We start from the raw sequence: 18,508 nt of genomic DNA, 5'->3' as shown, positions 1-18,508 counted from the left end.
AGGCTGCTTGTGTCCTGCTGACTCTTCCAGAAATCAAAGGCGGTAAAACGCGGCGGCGTTGTCGCCGAAAACCGCTTCGCGCTCGGCGTCGCTCAACGACGCGAGCAAGGTGGTCGCCACCGAATGCCAGAGCAGATAGTCGCCGTTCAGGTCGAGCACGGGCCAGTCGCTGCCCCACATCAGGCGCGCCGGACCGAACGACGTCAGCAAATGTTCGACATAGGGCCGCAATGTGTCCTCAGTCCAGCCAGGCGATGCTTCGGTGACGAGGCCCGACAGCTTGCAATGCACTTGCGGCAGAGCGGCGAGGCGCGTGATCGCATCGAGCCAGGTCTGGAAGCCCGCGCGGCCGTTACGGATCGGCGGCTTCGCGCCGTGGTCGACGACGATGCGCAGTGCGGGAAAACGCGTGGCGAAGGTTTCGAAATGCTCGACGTGCCGCGCGTAAATCAACGCGTCGAACGCCAGGTCGTGCGCGATCAGCGCTTCGATAGCCGGTGCGAGATCGGGGTTCGCGATCCATGTATCGTCCGGCAGATCCTGGAGCATCGGCCGCACGCCCTTGAACTTCGGCTCGCGCGCGAGCGCCTCGATCACTTCCGGCGCCGTGGGCAACAGCAAGGGCACCCAGCCGACCACGCCCGCAATCGACGGCTCATTGCGCGCGAGGTCCAGCAGGTAGCGTGTTTCGTCGAGGGTCGGCGCCGCCTGCACGACCACCGTCCGCTCGATGCCCGCTCTTTCGCGCAACGGCTTGAGATCCGCCGGGCCGAACGGCCGATAGAGGATCTTCAGTTCCGGTGTGAGCCAGTCATAGTCGCCCCGCGCGGGGTCCCAGTAGTGCTGGTGGGCATCGATCAACATCGTCGAATCAATCCTCTGGCGCGGGCGCGCGTGCGTCGAGCAGGCCTTCGTCGCGCAACGCGGACCACAGGTCCGCGGGGATCGGCTGCCCGAACGACGCGACGTTCTCGCGCATTTCGTCGGCACTGCGCGCGCCGGTCAGCACGGTGGCGACCGCCGGATGCGCATACGGAAACTGCAATGCTGCGGCGGCCAGCGGCACGCCATGCGCGCGGCACACTGCTTCAAGACGCGCAACACGCTCGATCACTTCGGGCGGCGCGGCGCCGTAGTTGAATTTCAGATCGCCCTCGACGCCGCGCGCGAGAATGCCTGAGTTGAACGCGCCGCCTAACAGAATGCTGACGCCGCGCGCTTCGCAGGCCGGCAACAGGTCGTCGAGCGTGCTCTGCTCGAGGAGCGTATAACGGCCCGCGAGCAACGCGCAATCAATATCGAACTCGGCCATCGCGTCGAGAATGACCGCGCCTTCGTTGACGCCTAGGCCGACTGCCTTGATCGCGCCCGCCGAGCGCAAGCGGTCGAGCGCGCGGAAGCCGCCGCCTTCGGTCAGTTGCCGCCAATAGTGGGGATGCTGGTCGCCGTGCGTGACCCGGCCAATGTCGTGCACCAGCAGAATGTCGATGTCGACGATGCCCATGCGCTGCTGACTGTCTTCGAACGAACGCATGATGCCGTCGTGCGTGTAGTCGTAGATCGCTTCGAAGGGCAGCGGGTTTTGCCAGCCTTCGCGGTCGTCGAACGGTGTGGTGCGCGGCACGAAGCGGCGTCCCACCTTGGTGGACAGCACATAGTCGCCACGCGGATAGCGGCGCAATGCGTCGCCCAGACGATGTTCGGCCTTCGTGTTGCCGTAGTGCGGCGCGGTGTCGAAGTAGCGCACGCCGGCGTCCCATGCGGCGGCGACGGTTGCAAAAGCCTCTTCATCGGACAGATCGCGGTACAGGCCGCCCAAGGGCGCCGTGCCGAGACCCAATCCGCTCACCTGCAATGCGCTGCGGCCGATACTGCGCCGCTGCGCGATCTTCGAAACGATCGTTGGCGTCATTGAACGCGTCTCCTTTGTCGATCGGAGTTAGCGCTTTAGCTGTCGGCCGGAGTTAGCGCTTCAGCGCTTACTCCGGTCCCATGCAAAGCTCTTACTCCGATCCCATGCAAAGCGGTCGATCGGAGTTAGCGCTTTAGCGCTTACTCCGGGCCCATGCAAAGCTCTTACTCCGATCCCATCTGCGTTTTTACCATGCGCCGACGGGGTTTGCCCACCGCGTCCGCAGCCTGCCAGACACGAGCGCGCACGCCCCCACCCGACGCGACTCACTGCGATTCGATCGCGACGACCCGCCGCGCCCGCGCGCCGCTCGACGGCAGGCATGCGGGCCCGACTGGCTCGAACGTCTTGTAGGTCAGAATGAATTCCTGATGGCCAAGCGTTTCCGATTTGGACGCCGCGCCGCGCGACACCGCCACCGTTTGCTCGAACACTTCGCGCCCCACTTCGTCGAGCGTGCCGCGGCCTTCGAGAATACGGCCTGCGTCGACATCCATGTCGCCGGCAAGGTTGCGGTACGTCGCCGGATTCGCGCACACCTTGATGACCGGCGAGATCGCCGAGCCGACCACCGAGCCGCGTCCGGTCGTGAACAGGATCACGTGCGCGCCGCACGCGATCAGCTCGCCGATCTCCGCGTTGTCGCTAATGTTCGGAAAGCCGAAGCGCGGTTCGCCGTCCGGCACCACGTCGAGCAGATAGAGACCGCCGGTCGGCGGAATGTCACCGGGTTTGATGATGCCGACGATCGGCGACGCGCCGCTCTTCGCATACGCGCCCAGCGATTTCTCTTCCTGCGTGGTGAGGCCGCCGTCCGCGTTGCCGACCGCAAAGCTGCCGTGCCCGAGAATCGAGTAATAGCGCGCCGCCTTCGCGACGCACGCGACGATCTCATCGCCGAGTTCCGGCCGCGCCGCGCGTGTCTTCATATGGAATTCGCAGCCCACCAGTTCGCCGGTTTCCTCGAAGATGCAGCTCGCACCCGCGTCGATCAGATGATCGAACGCGCGGCCCACGGCCGGGTTCGCGGTGATGCCGCTGGTGCCGTCCGAGCCGCCGCAAATCGTGCCGATCACCAGTTCGCTCAGCGCCATCGGCACTCTTCGCTGCGCGGCGAGTTGTGCGCGCGCGCCGCGAATCCAGTCGACGCCGTATTGAATCGTGCTGCGCGTGCCGCCCTTTTCCTGAATCGTCAGCACTTCGACGGGACGGCCGCTCGCCCGCACCACGTCCACCAGATAGTGCTTGTTCATGCTCTCGCAGCCGAGCGACACGAACAGCACCGCGCCCACGTTCGGATGAGTGGTGAGCCGCTCCAGCATCTTTTCCGCATAGCCGTTCGGATAGCAGCCGGGAAAGCCGATCAGATGCACCGGCGGCTCGCGTTCGGCGGCCGGGTCGTCGAACGCGTCGAGCGGCTCGCGAAACTGCGTGACGATCTCGCGCGCCACGTGATGCGCGCATTCGACCAGATAAGCCACCGCAACCACATTGCGGATGCCTTTGCGGCCGTCGCTGCGCAAATAGCCTTGCAGCATCGGCGGCCGCGCAGCGATTGGTACGGATGTGTCAGTCATGATCGTTCCAGCGCGGCACGAGGCCGCGTGATTGTGCGCCTGTCAGTGGTGGACGAATTCGTGGCCCGCGTCGTGCGTATAGGTCGGCAGGTAGTCGCTTTCGAGGTTGTGCGTATGCAGATGCGCGCCGCGCGCGACCGCTTCGGTCACGTGGCCGATCACCGCGCCGTAGCGCAGCACCTTGTCGTCTTTTGCGAGTTCGTGGCGCGCCACCTTGTGACCGAGGTCGATGGTTTTGGTCAGCGTCACGCGCTCGCCTTCGATCTCGATCTGCGTGCCCGCATCGAGCCGCGCCGCCGCGATCAGGCAGTTGTCGGCAGGACTGAGCAGGATCAGGCGCAGGTCGGTTTGCAATGGACGGTTGGTCAAGTGAGGTCTCCGTGATGTGTGAACTTTAGTTCTGGCCTTCGCCGCTCGCGAGGCGCGCCACCATCAGCGAGCCGAGAATGATCGCGCCGTAGATCGCCTGAATCCAGAACGACGGCACCTGGGCGAGCGTCAGCAGATTCTGCACGACGCCGAGCAGCAGCACGCCAGAGAGCGCGCCGAGCATCGTGCCCTTGCCGCCGTCGAGCGAGATGCCGCCGATCACCGCGGCCGCGAACACAGTGAAGATCATGCCGTTGCCCTGATTCGCGTTGATCGCGCCAACATAGCCAGTCACGATCAGCCCGCCCAGCGACGCCAGCATGCTGCCGAGCACGAACACGCCCCACGTGATGCGCTCGACGCGAATCCCGGCCGCGCGCGCCGCTTCCGGATTGCCGCCGATCGCATACAGCGCGCGGCCCAGGCGGTGATAGCGCAACACGAACGCGGCGATCGCGAACGCCGCCGCCGCGAGCCATACCGACAAGGGCAAGCCGAACACGATGGTGGTGGCGAGCGTGAAGAACGACGGCGGCATGTCGAACAGCGTGCCGCCCTTGGTTGCGCCAACTAACATGCCGCGCAACACGATCAGCATGGCGAGCGTGACGATGAACGCGTTCAGCCGCAAACGCACCACCAGAAAGCCGTTGATAAACCCGATCATCGCGCCCACCGCCACGATGGCGACCAGCCCGACCGCCGCCGGCCATTGCATGCCGAAGCCTGCGGACGCCGCCGGCATCACCAGCATCGCGCCCACGGCGGGCGCGATGCCGACCGTGGATTCGAGCGACAAATCGAACTTGCCGGTCAGCACGATCAGCGATTCCGCGAGCACGACCAGCGCGAGCGCCGCCGATGCGCCGAGCACGCTGATCAGATTGGCCCGCGTCAGAAAGCTCGGGCTGACGAACGCGCCGATGACGATCAGCAATGCGAGCGCGGGCAGCAACGCCAGATCGCGCAGGCGGGCGAGTTCGAAGCGGGCGCGCTTGCCGCGCGGCGCCGATGCGGCGGGCTGCGGCTGCGCCTGGCCTTGCGCCGCGCTGAATGCGGGACTGGGCACACTATTCTTCATGGAGACTGACTCCTTCAACGGATGCGATCAGGTCGTGGTCCTGCCAACCCGCGGGGAATTCGGCCGCGACACGGCCACGGAACATGACCAGCACGCGGTCACAGGTGCGCAGATCGTCGAGCTCGCCGGACACGACCAGCACGGCCTTGCCTTCTTCGCGCACGCGATCCACGACGGAGAGCAACGCTTCTTTCGATTTCACGTCGACGCCCGCGGTAGGGTCGATCAGCACGAGCACGTTGGGGTCGGTGGCGAGCGCGCGCGCCATCACCACCTTCTGCTGATTGCCGCCCGAGAGTCCCGAGACGACATGTTCCGGACCTTGCGCGACGATGCCGAGTGCGTCGATCATCTTCTGGCCGAATGCGTGCTTCTTCGCGGGCGGCGCGATGCCGAACTTGCCGAGCAGCCGTGCGATCGTCATCGACGCGTTTTCCGCGACCGATTGCGTGAGTACCAGGCCTTCGTGATGCCGGTCCTTCGGCACGCAGCCTATGCCGTGCGCCAGCGCCGCAGGCACGTCGCCGGGCGGCAACGCAACGCCGTCGACGCGCACCGCGCCGCGTTTGGCAGCGCGCAACCCGGCGATCGCTTCGGCGACGCTGGTGCGGCCACTGCTCGTCGCACCCGTCAAGCCGACAACTTCGCCGCGCTTGATGCTGAACGACACGCCTTCGTAATCGGAGCCGGCCAGGTTGTCGACTTGCAGCGCGATTGCTGTATCGGCGGGCAACGCGTCGCGCGCGGCCGCGTCGGCGACGGCGAGGCCGCCGCGTTCGCCGGTCATCGCTTCGATCAGCTGCTCGCGCGGCAGCGCGGACACCGGCGCGCTGACGATATGCCGCGCGTCGCGCAGCACCGTCACCGCCTGGCAAATCTCATAGACCTCCCGAAGATGATGCGAGATGAACAGGAAGGTCACGCCTTCGCGCTGCAGCTCGCTGATGCGCCGGAACAGGCGCTTGATCTCGTCGCCGTCGAGTTGCGCGGTCGGCTCGTCGAGGATGATGAAGCGCGCGCCATACGACAGCGCCCGCGCGATCTCCACCAGTTGCCGCGCCTCCACCGTGAGATCGCCGGCGCGCGTGTCCTCGCGCACGTCGATCTTCCAGTGGTCGAGCAACGCGCGCGCGTCGCGGCGCATCGCTTGCCAATCGATCATGCCGCCGCGCACCGGCTGCCGGTTGATGAACAGATTCTCCGCGACGCTCAAGTCGCGGATGATCGTCGAGTGCTGATACACGCAAGCGACGCGCTCGCGCCACGCGTCGCGGTCCGCGATCGACGGCGCGGATACGCCGCCGAAACGCACCTCGCCGGTATCGGGCTTGCGCAGGCCGGTGAGTATCGACACCAGCGTCGACTTGCCCGCGCCGTTGCGCCCGACGAGCGCATGCGACTCGCCGGGCATCACGCGGATGCTCACGTCTTTCAGCGCGGGCGTCGAGCCGAAGCGTTTGGTGACTTCAAACGCTTCCACGACCGGAGGGAGTCCCTCGTCTGCAACCGGCGGCACGGATGGCGTCGGCTCGCTCATTTGACCGTGTTGCCCCACAACGCTTTGTCGTCCACGTTCGACTTCGTCACGAGCGGCGCGGGCAGCTGGTCTTCGAGCAGGCCGGGCGCGAGCTGGATGATGTTGCTGCCGTGATCGGTCGGGCCCGGCTTGAAGGTTTGCCCGGCCAGCGCGGCCTTGATATAGAACAGGCCGTATTTCGCGTACGAATCGGCGGGCTGCGACACGGTTGCGTCGATCTCGCCACGGCGGATCGCGTCGAACTCCTGAGGAATGCCGTCATTGCTCACGATCACGACATGCTTCGCATCGCCGGCGGGAAACAGCATCTGCTTGCGGCGCAAGGTTTGCAGCGTCGGCGACAGGTAGACGCCGCCTGCCTGCATGTAGATCGCCTTCACGTCAGGATTCGCGGTCAGCAGGCTGTCGAGCGCAGTGGCCGCCACTTCGCCCTTCCAGCTCGCCGGAATTTCCAGCAGCGACAACCCCGGATAGCCCTTCAGACACGCGCGGAACGCCTCTGACCGGTCGCGCCCGTTCACCGATGCCAGATCGCCCATGATCTGCACGACCTTGCCCGACTTCACGTGTTCGCCGATGTATTTGCACGCCTTGTCGCCGTAAGCGTGGTTGTCGGCGCGCACGACCATCGCGACCTTGCCCTGCGTCGGCGCGACGTCCACGGCGACCACGGGCACGTTCCTGGCCGCGGCGGCGTCGAGCGCGCGGCTGATCGCCGCCGAATCCAGCGGCCCGACCACGATGCCCGTCGAACCGAGGTTCAGCAGGTTGTTCATGTCGGTGATCTGCTGGACCGGATCGCCGTTCGAATTGACCGGCGCGAGGATGTCGAGGCTCATGTCCTTCGCGTACTTCGGCAGGTAGTTGTTGTACGACTGCCAGAAGGGCGACGTGAGCAGCGGCAGATCGAGGCCGATCTTGCCGGCGTCGGCGGCTTGCGCGGCGCCGCTCGCGGCGACGCCTGCGACGCACGCAGCGGCCGCGACAGTGAAGAGGGAACGACGGAACAGACGGTGGGCGGGGTGCGGCCGTTTAACGAACGACATGGGGTTGTCTCCTGCTATGCGTTGTTGAACTGCGTGAACCGGTCATGGATGCCGGCACTTCGTCCTGCGCTTTCTTATCGAGTATTGGCGTGCGCTCATTCACCAATGAACGTATTATTCATATACGAACTTTTTGAAGTCAAGTCATCCGCACTGCATCAAGCCCCCGTGTTTTCCCTGGACCACTCTCTCCTTGCCGAAGATTCGCCACGCACTTACATTCACGCGCCAGATAATGAGAAAACCACATGGACCCAAGCTGACGATGGAAGCCGAAGACAAAGACGACGACGACCGTTACCGGGCTCCCGCGCTCGACAAAGGCCTCGACATCCTCGAACTGCTCGCCGAGCAGAAAGAAGGACTGACGCGCGCCGAAATCACCAAGCTGCTGGGCCGCAATGCGAGCGAGATGTACCGGATGCTCCAGCGTCTGGTCGCGCGGCAGTACGTGGTGCGCTCGGCGGCAGGTGACCGCTATTCGCTGAGCCTGAAGCTGTATGCGCTCGCGCATCGTCATCCGCCGATGAACCGTCTGATCGCCGAAGCGCTGCCGCTGATGCAGCGCTTTGCCGATGCCGCCGAGCAGTCGTGTCACCTCGTGGTGTACGACCGCGGCAACCTGCTGGTGATCGCCCAGGTGGACGGGCCGGGCACGTGGGGCATGTCGGTGCGGCTCGGCTCGCGGGTCGGCTTGATCGACACGGGCTCGGGCCGCGTGATGCTGGCGTTTCAAAGCATCGAGCAGCGTCAGCAGATGCTGGCCGAGCATACGAAGGTGAAGGGCGAGGTCACGATCGACCGTGACGCGCTGGAGCAGGCGTGCGAGCGGATTCGTGCGGCGGGTTTTTCGCAGAAGGACAGCCAGCAGACGTTCGGCGTGACCGACGTCACGTTTCCGATCCAGGGGCCGTCCGGCCAGGCGATTGCGGTGCTTACGTGCCCGTACCTGCGGCGTATCGACGAATACGTCGCGCCGACGCTCGAAGCGGCCACCGCGTTGCTGCGCGAGACGGTGCAGGCGCTGTCGATGTTCCGCGAGCAAGCAGCCTGACCTGCCTGGCTGAAGAGTTAGCTAGCGCGGCGGCCCGTTCAAAAACGAGCGCCTGCGCACATGGTTTAGAATGGCGGCCCTCTCAAATTTACGCCGCATGAGTTCGCTCATGCGCGCCCATCGATAAGCAATGGCGAAACTTCTGACCGATTCCGAATTCCAGCGTTTTTCCGAACTTCAGCAGAAGCAGTCGGGCTTCACGATCACACCTGAAGAAGCCGACGAACTGCGCGACATCGTCGCTCACGCGCAAAAGCGCCGCGACGACCGCGCTGCGGCGATGCAAAGCATCGAAACCTTCATCCAACAATTCGACATCAGCCCGGACGAGCTGTTTTCGCCGGAGCAGATCGGCGAGGCCGCGCGCACTTACGGCCTGATTCCGGCTGCGAAGAAAGAGCGCGTGCTGCCGCCGTCGTTTACGTTCAACGGCAAGCCGTATCAGTGGACCACGCGTGCGCTGCCGGACGATATTCGCGTGCCGCTGTTCGATGCGTTCATGGCGGGCCAGTCGGTGAAGCCGTTCATCGCGACGCTGAAGGATGCGAGCCGTTGCGCGATGACGATTGCGCGCCTGGAGCGAGAGACCGGTGCGGTGTATGCGCAGGCATGGCTCGAGGAGTTGGCGGTGACGCGTGCGCAGGTGGATGAGGCTGCGGCGAAGCTGGCGGCTTGAGGTCGGTGCTTGGTTTTTTGTGGCGTGAGGCGCCGTTCAGGCTTCTTGCGGAACGAGAAGCCGTTCGGGCTTCTTGCGGCCTGAGAGGTCTGTCAGGCCTCTCAGCGGTTTAAGCGGCGCGATCAGCACGGTCAAAATGCGACTCGTAGCGTCGACAGGCCGCATAGCGCGTGCAGAGAAACCCGTTGATGCCGGACCAGCGCCGCGCCCGCTGACCTCTACGAGACACAAAACCATGGGGATTTGCGGTACCGCCATATGTGTCACGGTGATGCCGCACTAGCGCGTGACAACCACCGTGCTCTCGGATTCATACGCGATCCGCACGTGGCTATGGCGCGCGAGCGACTGCATCACCTTCACGAGTTCGGGGCGGCTGACCCGGACCGAATGCGCGGTACCTGCCTTGTCCTCGACTGTCAGCAGGTTCAGCTTGTGGTCGACGGCGGTGACTTCGGCCACACCCTGGAAGACTCTGAGCGCCTGAAACTCCTCCTGTCCAGACCCCGGCGAATGTTGGGTCAGCTTGACCGCGCGGTTCAGGCGCGTGAGCGGTGCGCCCTTCACGACCGACAGTTCGGTGACATAGGGCTCCATATAGCTCGCCGTGAGCTTGTCGCCGATCTTGATGGAGCTGAGCGCATCCCGGTGGTCTTTCGCATTGAAGCTCAGGTCCTCGTGGCCCGGGACGGTCACGACGATGATCGCGTTTCTCTGATCGATCAAACTGACGGTACCGCTCTCGCTGTCGACCGATGCGCCGCTCGGGACGGCTTGCGCAGTCGCCGGCGGGACGGCGTCGTCCGCGCCGCAGTCGGGAACCCATGCGGCGGACAAGCCGAAAGCCGCGACAATGCAGATACAGCGGTGGGTAACGGAAATGCGTGTCTTCGATCGGAATGGCATGGCAGTCCCCTTGATGCGATCAGGTGCTTGTTCGCGATGCACGCGTTGCGCGCGGCCCGTTCACCACTGCTTTGTCCGGCAAGAGCATCTTGCCCGCGGCGCGCCTTCAACCGCCGCTGCATTTCGTTCTGCGTTGCGGGTGCTTCTGCACGGCTTTGTGCGTGACGGCGTCGAGTACCGGGCGTTACTGCGCGGTGGCGAAATTCGCGAACAGCAACGCGCAGGTCATCGAGGCGAACGCGACAAAGGGTGTCGATACGTGGTCAATTGCACCCGTGACTGTTCGCGGTCCGGTAACAGTTGGTCCCACCTGGGCCGTGAACGACGCCTTTACCGTTCTTCGTCGTTGCCTCGCCCCCTCGGCTGGTCTGGGTCGTCCGCGCTCCATTCTGGTTCGTCTCGGACGTCCAGGCCTTACCCGTGTTCCGGTTGTAACCGCCGGCCGTCTGTCCGTTGCCGCAGACCGTTTCGCCACGGGCGTTCTTCGCACATTCCGCAAATGCGTTCGCCGACAGCATCATGCACGCCGCCAGTATTATCAGAGTCTTCATGAACATTCCCCCGAGAGGGCTGCGGCAGCGGATGCATTCTCGGAGTCAATCGAATCTTTGTCCGGGGTGATGGCCAGCATCGCGATTTGACCGTATTGGATATCAGTGTAGGTCTTTCAGGGGCATTTTCCTCCCCAGGCCGCATTCACACCGACAGATTCAGGGGAACGGCTGGCCGATCCAAGCTGCTTGCACATGAGCAGAGAGAGTCGACAGTTGCCCTCAGCGCTTGCAAGTCCGGACGGTCGGTCTCGCGAATTCCACAACTGCAGTCTCACAGGACGTGCCCGCATCTCACTAATTCGGTTCCCCTGCAGTTTCATCCAGCGCCATACGAAAACCAACCACGCCGGGGTCCTCGGTCCGCGTGATCGTAAAGCCGCAGGCCTTGGCAAGCGAGATCATCGGCGTGTTTTCACGCAACGCCTCGCCGACCAGCCAATGAGTGCCGCGCGCCCGCGCATAGTGGATGATCCGGCCCATCAGCAATTGACCAAGTCGCCGCCCTTTCTGATCCGAGCGCACCGCCACAGCGAATTCAGCGGTTTCGTTGTCGGGATCGGCGACGGCGCGCACCACGCCCAAGGTCCGCGTGAACCCCTCTTCGCTCGTGACCGTCGCGATCAGCGCCATTTCGCGGTCGTAGTCGATCTGCGTCATGCGCGCGAGCTGCGAGTGATCGAAGCTCCCCACCGAGCCGAAAAAGCGCAAACGCAAATCCTCGGGCGTCATCGCTTCGACGAAGTCATGATGCGCGGCCTCGTCCTCCGGACGGATCGGCCGCACCGTCACCCGCACGCCTTGCCAGTCGAGCGTCTCTTCGAAGCGGCGCGGATACGGCACGATCGCGAGGCGACTGCGGTGCGCGGTGAGGTTCAGGACCGGATCGACCACCGTCACGTGATCGCTATAGACCCTCAACGACAACGACAGGCCGCCGATCTGCCTCACCTCGCAGACCACTTGAGAAAGCGCCGTCAGCGCGGCCAGAGCCGGCTCCGGCGCGGCCATCCGCGCGTAGGGCGAGCGCATGACCAGGTCGCGCGCGAGTATGGGGTTCAGCGGCGGCAGGCCGTAGACACACAGCGCCTCGGATATGCCGTCGGCCGACGGCACAGTGAAGTGGAAGACGGGCCCGAAATTGTCGTCGTCGTGAAGCTCGATGGCGATATCGACTATCGGCTTTCCGGACGATCCGGCGTTGCCTTCCTGCGTTTCAACCCGCAGCCCAAAGCTCCCCAGAAACCGCGCCGCCGCTTCCCCAGTCAGTTCGCGCTCGCCACCATCCACCGCGGCGCAAATCTGCGTCTGAGCGACGTCGATCGCTTCGGGAATCTGCGCGGGCAATCCTTCCGGCGTTTGCATCAGCAGTTCGCGGCCCATCCGGTAGTCGACCAGCCGTGCGAACGCGCGCGCAAGCCGCTGCGGCGTCGTATGAACCGGAATGCCTTGCGCGTGCAACGCATCGCGCGTGGTGGCATCGAGGCCGCCGAAGAAACACGCGAGCAAGCCGCGATACGCGAAACGCTGATTCGCAATCAGGGCCTGCGCGACCTCGCCAACCGGCGCGCCGTGCGTCGACGCATGGACCACGAACGCGGCGCCGGTGCTGCGATGCTCGGCGAGCAGTTTGAGCGCGGTGCCGAAATGCTCGGGACGCGCGTCGTCGCCGAGTTGCAGCGGATTGCCGCCGACCGCGTGCGGCAGCGCCTGCTGCAATGCGTCCGACGCTTCGGCGGGCCACGGCGCGAGCGTGCCGCCGGCGGCGGCGAATGCGTCGCAGGCGAGCGTGGCGAGGCCGCGGTCGCTGGTGATCAGCGTCGCCGACGCGCCTGCCGCCACACGGCCGACGCCGAGCGTTTCCACTTCGTCGAGCAGATCGTCGAGCGCATCGACGCGCACCATGCCCGCGCGCCGGAACGCGGCGGAGTAGAGCCCATCGACGGGGTCCGCGCGCCCGGAGCGCAGCGCCAGCACCGGCTTGTTGCGTGCCGCCGCCCGCGCCGCCGACATGAACTTGCGCGCCGCCCGCACCGTATCGAGTTCGAGCAGAATGGCGCGCGTGCCGGGATCGCTGGCCAGATAATCGAGCACGTCGCCGGCGTCCACGTCGGCTTCGTCGCCGAGCGCCACGGCATGCGAAAAGCCGAGCCCGCGCGCCTGCGCCCAGCCGAGCACCGCATTGGTCAGCGCATTCGACTGCGACACCCACGCGACACCGCCGGCCTTGACGGTGCACGACGGCGCGCCCAGATGCGCGCGCAACCCGGGCGACACCACGCCCAGGCTGCCCGGCCCGACAATGCGCAGCAGATGTGGCCGCGCCGCCGACAACGCGTGCCGCAACGCGAGACGGTCGTCATCGCTGCGCGCCTCGCCGACAATGATCGCCGCCCGCGTGCCCAAGCCGCCGAGCTTATGGATGATCCCCGGCCACGTGGCAGGCGGCGTGCAAATCAGCGCGACGCTGGGCGCTTGCGGCAGATCGCCGGCGTCGCCGATCACGGCGTGCGCGCCGAGCTTCTCGTACTTCGGGTTGACCGGCCACAACGGGCCGTCGAAACCGCCTTCCAGCACGCGCGCCCAGACCATCGCGCCGGTGCTGCCCGGTCGTTCGGAGGCGCCGATCACGGCGACGGATCGGGGTCGAAACAAGGCGTCGAGATTGCGTACGGTCACGGGCGCTCCGCGGAGTGAGGAAGACGCGCCGGGCAGGCGGCGCTCGTCACAGTCAGCATAGGCGAAGTCGGGCGTTTGCGCGGCGCGTCCGAACCGCGAACAGGGTCGGCGTCAGAAGAATGGGCCCGACGAACGAGCGCACGCTCGGGAGCTTGCGGGCAAAAAAAAGCCGCGTCATCGACGCGGCTCGCTTCTACTTCATTCGCTGCAACTACAACTCCAACTGCAACGACAGGAGCAGGAAATCACATCGCCTTCTTGAACGGCGCGCCCGAATGCTCGCGCAATTCGTTGAACACGATCTTCGGCCACGCCTTCTGCGCGACTTCAATCTCGGACACGTGCGAAGCCAGATAAGTCGGCGCATCCGACGCGTCGAGCGCGATCCGCGCCGCGTACGAATCGGTGAAGCGGCGCAATTCGGCGGCGTCGTCGCAAGTGACCCAGCGCGACATCCGGTAGCGCGCCGGCGCCATCCGCACATCGACCTTGTACTCGCTCGACAAACGGTGCGACACCACTTCGAACTGCAATTGCCCGACCGCGCCGAGAATCGTCAGCCCGCCGCCTTCTGGACGGAACACCTGGATCGCGCCCTCTTCGCCGAGCTGCTTCAGCGCTTCGCCGAGTTGCTTCGCGCGCATCGGATCGACCACTTCGACGGTCTGGAAAATTTCCGGCGCGAAGAACGGCAAGCCGACGAATTGCAGCGGCTCGCCTTCGGTCAACGTATCGCCCAGACTCAGCGTGCCGTGATTCGGAATACCGATGATGTCGCCCGGATACGCCTCGCTCACGGTCTCACGACGCTGCGACAGGAACGTCACCACGTTGTTGGCGCGGAAGGTCTTGCTGGAGCGCGTGACCTTCACGGCCATACCGCGCTCGAAACGCCCCGAGCACACGCGGATGAACGCCACGCGGTCGCGGTGCGCGAGGTCCATGTTCGCCTGCACCTTGAACACGACGCCGGTGAACTTCGGCTCGTCCGGCATCACCGGACGCTGCACGGTCATGCGCATCGACGGCGGCGGCGCCAGGTCGACCAGCGCGTCGAGAATTTCCTTCACGCCGAAGTTGTTGATCGCCGAGCCGAACAGCACGGGCGACTGCTGGCCGGCAAGGAATTGCTCGCGGTCGAAGTCGGGCGTCGCGCCGGTGATCAGGTCGATCTCTTCTTTCGCGCGCACCCAGCTATGGCCGAAACGGCGCTCGCCTTCCTCGTCGCTCAGCGCCTGCAGCGTTTCCACCGCGCCGCCCGCCGTATCCTGGCCGGCGCGGAACACGCGCACCTGATCGCGCTGGAGGTCGTAGACGCCCTGGAATTCCTTGCCCATGCCGATCGGCCAGGTGAACGGCACCGCGGCGACGCCCAGATGCTGCTCGATTTCGTCGAGCAGTTCGAGCGGCTCGCGGACTTCGCGGTCGAGCTTGTTGATGAAGGTGACGATCGGCGTCTTGCGGCTGCGGCAGACTTCGAGCAGCTTCAGCGTTTGCGCTTCGACGCCGTTGGCGCCGTCGATCACCATCACGGCGGCGTCGACCGCGGTCAGCACGCGATAGGTGTCTTCGGAGAAGTCTTCGTGGCCCGGCGTGTCGAGCAGGTTGATGACGGCGTCGCCGTACTCGAACTGCATCACCGAGCTGGCGACGGAAATGCCGCGCTGCTTTTCGATCTCCATCCAGTCGGACGTCGCATAGCGATTGCTCTTGCGGCCCTTCACGGTGCCCGCGATCTGAATCGCGCCCGAAAACAGCAGCAGCTTTTCGGTGAGCGTGGTCTTACCCGCGTCCGGGTGGGAAATGACCGCGAACGTGCGGCGGCGTTTGAGTTCGGAGACTGACATCGGGTCTGGCGGTCACAGATAGGGGGTTCGGGCGGTTCCCGGCGGCGTATGGCGGCCGGTATGCCGCGCCTTGCGCGGCGGCGTGAGCTGCGGGAGTTGGGCCGGAACCCACATCGACTGGCAAACTTCGCGGCGTCGGAAACAGGTCACGAACAAACGTTCGACAATACGGGAATCGCCAGCGCAGAACAGCGCAGGGAACGAATGATACACGCCCGCGACAACCGCGGGGAGAAAGGGGCCGGCCGTGAAGACTCGCGTGCGGCGGCTCGGCGGAGAGTTCAACGGCAAATTGTCCACGCACGGGGCGGGCGGCGTCAGCGGGCGGGCGCAAAGGTGAGAGTTTTCGGGACTTGCGATGGTGAGCGTCCCGGGGCCGCAAAAGGTGAAGATACGAAAGCACCATTCACGCACCTGCGATGCGAAGTTCGGCGGCGCAACGAGTTCGCCCAAACGCCGTGGCAGAGATCCGGGAGATGGCTGAGGTGGTTCTTCGCGAAGCCTGAAACGCCCGCCAGCCAAGGCTAACGGAGCTCTCAGGAAAACCGCGCAGCACCGGGGAAAGCGGTAGCGCCAATCACACCGAGCGGTGCGTAGCGCGATAAAACCTGGCTCACCGAAACAGTCGAACCTTCTGCACGTTGCGCCGAAAAACCCACTGTCCGCAGGCAGGCGCATATCAAAGGTGAGCGTTTTCGGGACCCGCGCAACGGTGCGAGATTAACCAGACGCGGCATCACTTCAGGAAACTCGGCACGTGAAGCGCGCGACGTATCGCATGCAACCGCGCCTTTCACATTTCGATCAGGAAGCGCTCGCGATCCTTGCCGGCGAGCCAACTGGGCGAGCGTCCGCGACCACTCCAGGTCTCGCCGGTTTTCGGGTTGCGATACCTGGCGATCGACGTCGAAGCCGCCTTGCGCGCCGGCTTGCGCCCGGTCGTGAAACCGAGCTCCTCGGCGGTCAGGTCGTATTCGGCGACCTTCTGCTTGATGTCGGCGATCGCTTGCGCAATCTCTTTCTCGCGGGCCGCTGCGACTTCCTGGTGAAGCTTTTCGAGCTGGGCGGTCAACTGTTTGTACGAGGCCATGCGGTGCTCCCATCTATTGACGAATTGCAGTGCGGACACTATCAGATGAATAAAGTACCGGATAGAGAGACCTGCAATCGCACGGCGCTGGTTGCGCGCGCGTCGGCCCGGTGGCGGCGGTCAGTGCACTCAGTCGTCAATGGAATCGTACACGCGGCGTTCGAAGTCGACCGACATCGGAAACGGTTCGACGCCGCGCCGCTGGATCAGCATGAGGCCGATCAGTTCTTCCACCGGATCGGCGAACCAGCTGGTGCCGTACGCGCCCGGCCAGCCGAACGAGCCCAGCGAGCGATAGCCGAGCGCCAGTTGCTGGGCGGGATCGTCGACCACGGACAAGCCCAGCCCGAAGCCCTGGCCCGCCCACAGCACATGCCCGAAAGCCGGCAGGCGACGCTGGTCGCGCGTCAAGAAGTTGGAGCGCATCAGATCGACCGAGCGATGCGACAGCAAACGCGTCTCGCCGACACGGCCGCGTCCGAGCAGCAATTGCGCGAACTGCAGGTAATCCAGCGCGGTGGAAACGAGGCCGCCACCGCCGCTCTGGAAGCGCGCAGGATCTGCCCAGCGGCTCGCCGACGGATGATCCTCGACCACGCGCCGCTGCGTGCCGGGCTCGACGCCATACGCGGTGGCAAGCCGCGGAAGTTGTGCGTCGGGCACCCAGAAGGCGGTATCGCGCATGCCGAGCGGCTCGAAAATGCGCGTGCGGAAAAACTCGCCGAGCGGCATGCCGCTCACGCGCTCGATCAGCACGCCAAGCACATCGGTCGCGATACCGTAGTGCCAGCGCGAGCCGGGCTGGAACATCAGCGGCAAGCCCGCGATGCGCGCGAGCCACGCACCGTTATCTCCGTGCGCTTCGAAGCCGTTGAAAGCCGCCGCGTAGGCCTCGGCCAGCGGCCCGGTTGAGGTGAAGTGGTAAGCGAAACCGGCGCGGTGCGTGAGCAGATCGAGCACGGTGAGCGGCGCTTTGGCCGGCTCGGTGTCGTCGAGCGGGCCAGCGGGGTCGCGCAGCACGCGTGGCGCGGCCAGTTCGGGCAGCCAGAGGGAGATCGGCGTGTCGAACGCGAGCCGGTCCTCTTCGATCAGCATCAGGATTGCGGCGCTGGTCACCGGCTTGGTCATCGACGCGACGCGAAACAGCGTGTCGCGTTCCATCGGCATTTGCATGGCTTCGTCGCGCAGACCGAGCGCCTCGAAATAGCCGATTTCGCCGCGCCGCCACACCATCGACACGACGCCCGCGACTTCGCCGCGTTCCACATAGCCTTGCATGGCGTTGGTCAACGCCGACAACCGCGTCGCGGAAAGTCCTGCTAGTTGCATGAGTGTCCTGGGTCAGTCGAAGCTCATTCGATGGAAAAACGTGCGGCCGCTCGCGGCGAGCTGGCCGAAGCCAGCCGTGAGTTGCTGCGCCATTACGTTCCGCGAGTCCGCTGCCGCGGCGTTCAGGCTTTCTGCCGCATTTCCAGCGCCGACAGCGCGGCATTCAGCCGTTTGATCCGGCTGGCTTGCGCCGGCACCCGGACCGCGCCGGAAACGACGTCGATACGGTTACGCCAATAGGCCAACGGAATGCCATCTTCTGCGGAAATATGGGAAATAACACGTTCCAGATGTTCAATATCTTTTTCGAGTTGCTGATGGTTCATTGCTTTCCCCGGAATCTTTGAATTAATTCGAACCGTAAATCGCAAGCATGGAACGTGCCGCGGTGGGCGCGACAGTACAAATTGAAAGCGGAAAATCTTTCTCGACTCTTTTCCCCGTCGAACAAATCGGAAAAACGTGCTTGGTTGGTTAAACCCCGAACCGTGAGGACAGAATACTGCGGACGACCTCCGCGTTCCGTTAGGTTCCGCACTGACTCTCGCCGACGGCCCACACCGGGCAGTCGTTAAGCGACTATTTAATATGCGGGTGTAAAAAACATAGTATCGGTCTTCCGCTAAAAAATCGCGGAGTAAAACTCAATACGCATAGTTGCCGGTTGCCGGATGCACATTAGACACAGATTTTTATGACGATCATGCGAAATTGCAACGAGCCGACTATGCCCGATGAGTAATTTGTTGGGCATAGTAAATAATGCGCGCCATATGGCGCAGCCAAGCGCATTAATTACCGGGGACTTGGCAAAATGAATGGAGGTTTGCGGTAAACAATCGCGCCAGCATTGC

16 protein-coding genes are annotated in these 18,508 nt (G+C 64.6%); 2 read left to right on the top strand and 14 right to left on the bottom strand.

Translation table 11 applies throughout. The features are described 5' to 3' along the window. Positions 1-33 precede the first annotated feature (33 nt). The 7 genes from P0D89_RS02670 to P0D89_RS02640 all read right to left on the bottom strand — a co-directional run bounded on the left by P0D89_RS02670 (position 34) and on the right by P0D89_RS02640 (position 7,522). A complete protein-coding gene (locus P0D89_RS02670) occupies positions 34-864 on the bottom strand; it encodes an amidohydrolase family protein (protein ID WP_408360473.1) in 831 nt (276 codons plus the stop codon). Positions 865-871: 7 nt separating this feature from the next. Continuing rightward, on the bottom strand, positions 872-1,912 hold the full coding sequence (locus P0D89_RS02665) for an aldo/keto reductase (RefSeq protein WP_408360471.1): 1,041 nt from the start codon (positions 1,910-1,912) through the stop codon (positions 872-874). A gap of 266 nt (positions 1,913-2,178) precedes the next feature. Next, on the bottom strand, positions 2,179-3,489 hold the full coding sequence (locus P0D89_RS02660; protein WP_408360469.1) for a UxaA family hydrolase: 1,311 nt from the start codon (positions 3,487-3,489) through the stop codon (positions 2,179-2,181). A 42-nt stretch (positions 3,490-3,531) separates the two neighbouring features. Then, positions 3,532-3,858, bottom strand: a complete 327-nt coding sequence (locus P0D89_RS02655) for a UxaA family hydrolase (RefSeq protein WP_408360467.1) — start codon at positions 3,856-3,858, stop codon at positions 3,532-3,534. A 25-nt stretch (positions 3,859-3,883) separates the two neighbouring features. Continuing rightward, complete coding sequence (locus P0D89_RS02650; protein ID WP_408360465.1) at positions 3,884-4,939, bottom strand: ABC transporter permease; 1,056 nt, start codon at positions 4,937-4,939, stop codon at positions 3,884-3,886. After that, positions 4,929-6,476: a sugar ABC transporter ATP-binding protein gene (locus P0D89_RS02645; protein WP_408360463.1), complete on the bottom strand. Its 1,548-nt coding sequence runs from the start codon at positions 6,474-6,476 to the stop codon at positions 4,929-4,931. Before P0D89_RS02645 ends, P0D89_RS02650 begins: the two co-directional genes overlap by 11 nt. Further along, positions 6,473-7,522, bottom strand: a complete 1,050-nt coding sequence (locus P0D89_RS02640) for a sugar ABC transporter substrate-binding protein (protein WP_408360461.1) — start codon at positions 7,520-7,522, stop codon at positions 6,473-6,475. The genes P0D89_RS02645 and P0D89_RS02640 overlap by 4 nt, the downstream gene beginning before the upstream one ends. A 265-nt stretch (positions 7,523-7,787) precedes the next feature. On the opposite strand from P0D89_RS02640, the gene P0D89_RS02635 reads away from it, so the two are divergent. Both P0D89_RS02635 and P0D89_RS02630 read left to right on the top strand, forming a co-directional pair. Beyond that, entirely contained in the window at positions 7,788-8,576 is a 789-nt protein-coding gene (locus tag P0D89_RS02635) for an IclR family transcriptional regulator (RefSeq protein WP_408360544.1), read from the top strand. 130 nt (positions 8,577-8,706) lie between these two features. Then, the gene (locus tag P0D89_RS02630) at positions 8,707-9,252 is read left to right on the top strand and encodes a hypothetical protein (protein ID WP_408360459.1); all 546 of its coding nucleotides are present in this window, start codon (positions 8,707-8,709) and stop codon (positions 9,250-9,252) included. 279 nt (positions 9,253-9,531) lie between these two features. Here the strand turns inward: P0D89_RS02630 and P0D89_RS02625 are convergent, their stop codons facing one another. The 7 genes from P0D89_RS02625 to P0D89_RS02595 form a co-directional block, all read right to left on the bottom strand. After that, positions 9,532-10,158 carry a hypothetical protein gene (locus P0D89_RS02625; protein WP_408360457.1) on the bottom strand — a complete coding sequence of 209 codons (627 nt, stop codon included), beginning with the start codon at positions 10,156-10,158 and terminating at the stop codon, positions 9,532-9,534. An 848-nt stretch (positions 10,159-11,006) separates the two neighbouring features. Then, positions 11,007-13,388 carry a bifunctional acetate--CoA ligase family protein/GNAT family N-acetyltransferase gene (locus tag P0D89_RS02620; RefSeq protein ID WP_408360455.1) on the bottom strand — a complete coding sequence of 794 codons (2,382 nt, stop codon included), beginning with the start codon at positions 13,386-13,388 and terminating at the stop codon, positions 11,007-11,009. 245 nt (positions 13,389-13,633) lie between these two features. Further along, positions 13,634-15,235 carry a peptide chain release factor 3 gene (locus P0D89_RS02615; protein ID WP_408360453.1) on the bottom strand — a complete coding sequence of 534 codons (1,602 nt, stop codon included), beginning with the start codon at positions 15,233-15,235 and terminating at the stop codon, positions 13,634-13,636. A gap of 12 nt (positions 15,236-15,247) precedes the next feature. Further along, complete coding sequence (locus tag P0D89_RS02610) at positions 15,248-15,688, bottom strand: hypothetical protein (RefSeq protein WP_408360451.1); 441 nt, start codon at positions 15,686-15,688, stop codon at positions 15,248-15,250. A gap of 340 nt (positions 15,689-16,028) precedes the next feature. Then, positions 16,029-16,325, bottom strand: a complete 297-nt coding sequence (locus P0D89_RS02605; protein ID WP_408360448.1) for an H-NS histone family protein — start codon at positions 16,323-16,325, stop codon at positions 16,029-16,031. A 129-nt stretch (positions 16,326-16,454) separates the two neighbouring features. Further along, complete coding sequence (locus P0D89_RS02600) at positions 16,455-17,654, bottom strand: serine hydrolase domain-containing protein (protein WP_408360446.1); 1,200 nt, start codon at positions 17,652-17,654, stop codon at positions 16,455-16,457. Positions 17,655-17,776: 122 nt separating this feature from the next. Continuing rightward, the gene (locus tag P0D89_RS02595) at positions 17,777-17,980 is read right to left on the bottom strand and encodes a hypothetical protein (protein ID WP_408360444.1); all 204 of its coding nucleotides are present in this window, start codon (positions 17,978-17,980) and stop codon (positions 17,777-17,779) included. Positions 17,981-18,508 lie beyond the last annotated feature (528 nt).

This window comes from Paraburkholderia sp. RL18-085-BIA-A, from assembly GCF_046027075.1.
Classification (GTDB): domain Bacteria; phylum Pseudomonadota; class Gammaproteobacteria; order Burkholderiales; family Burkholderiaceae; genus Paraburkholderia.
This window is presented reverse-complemented; position numbering and strand designations above follow the sequence as displayed.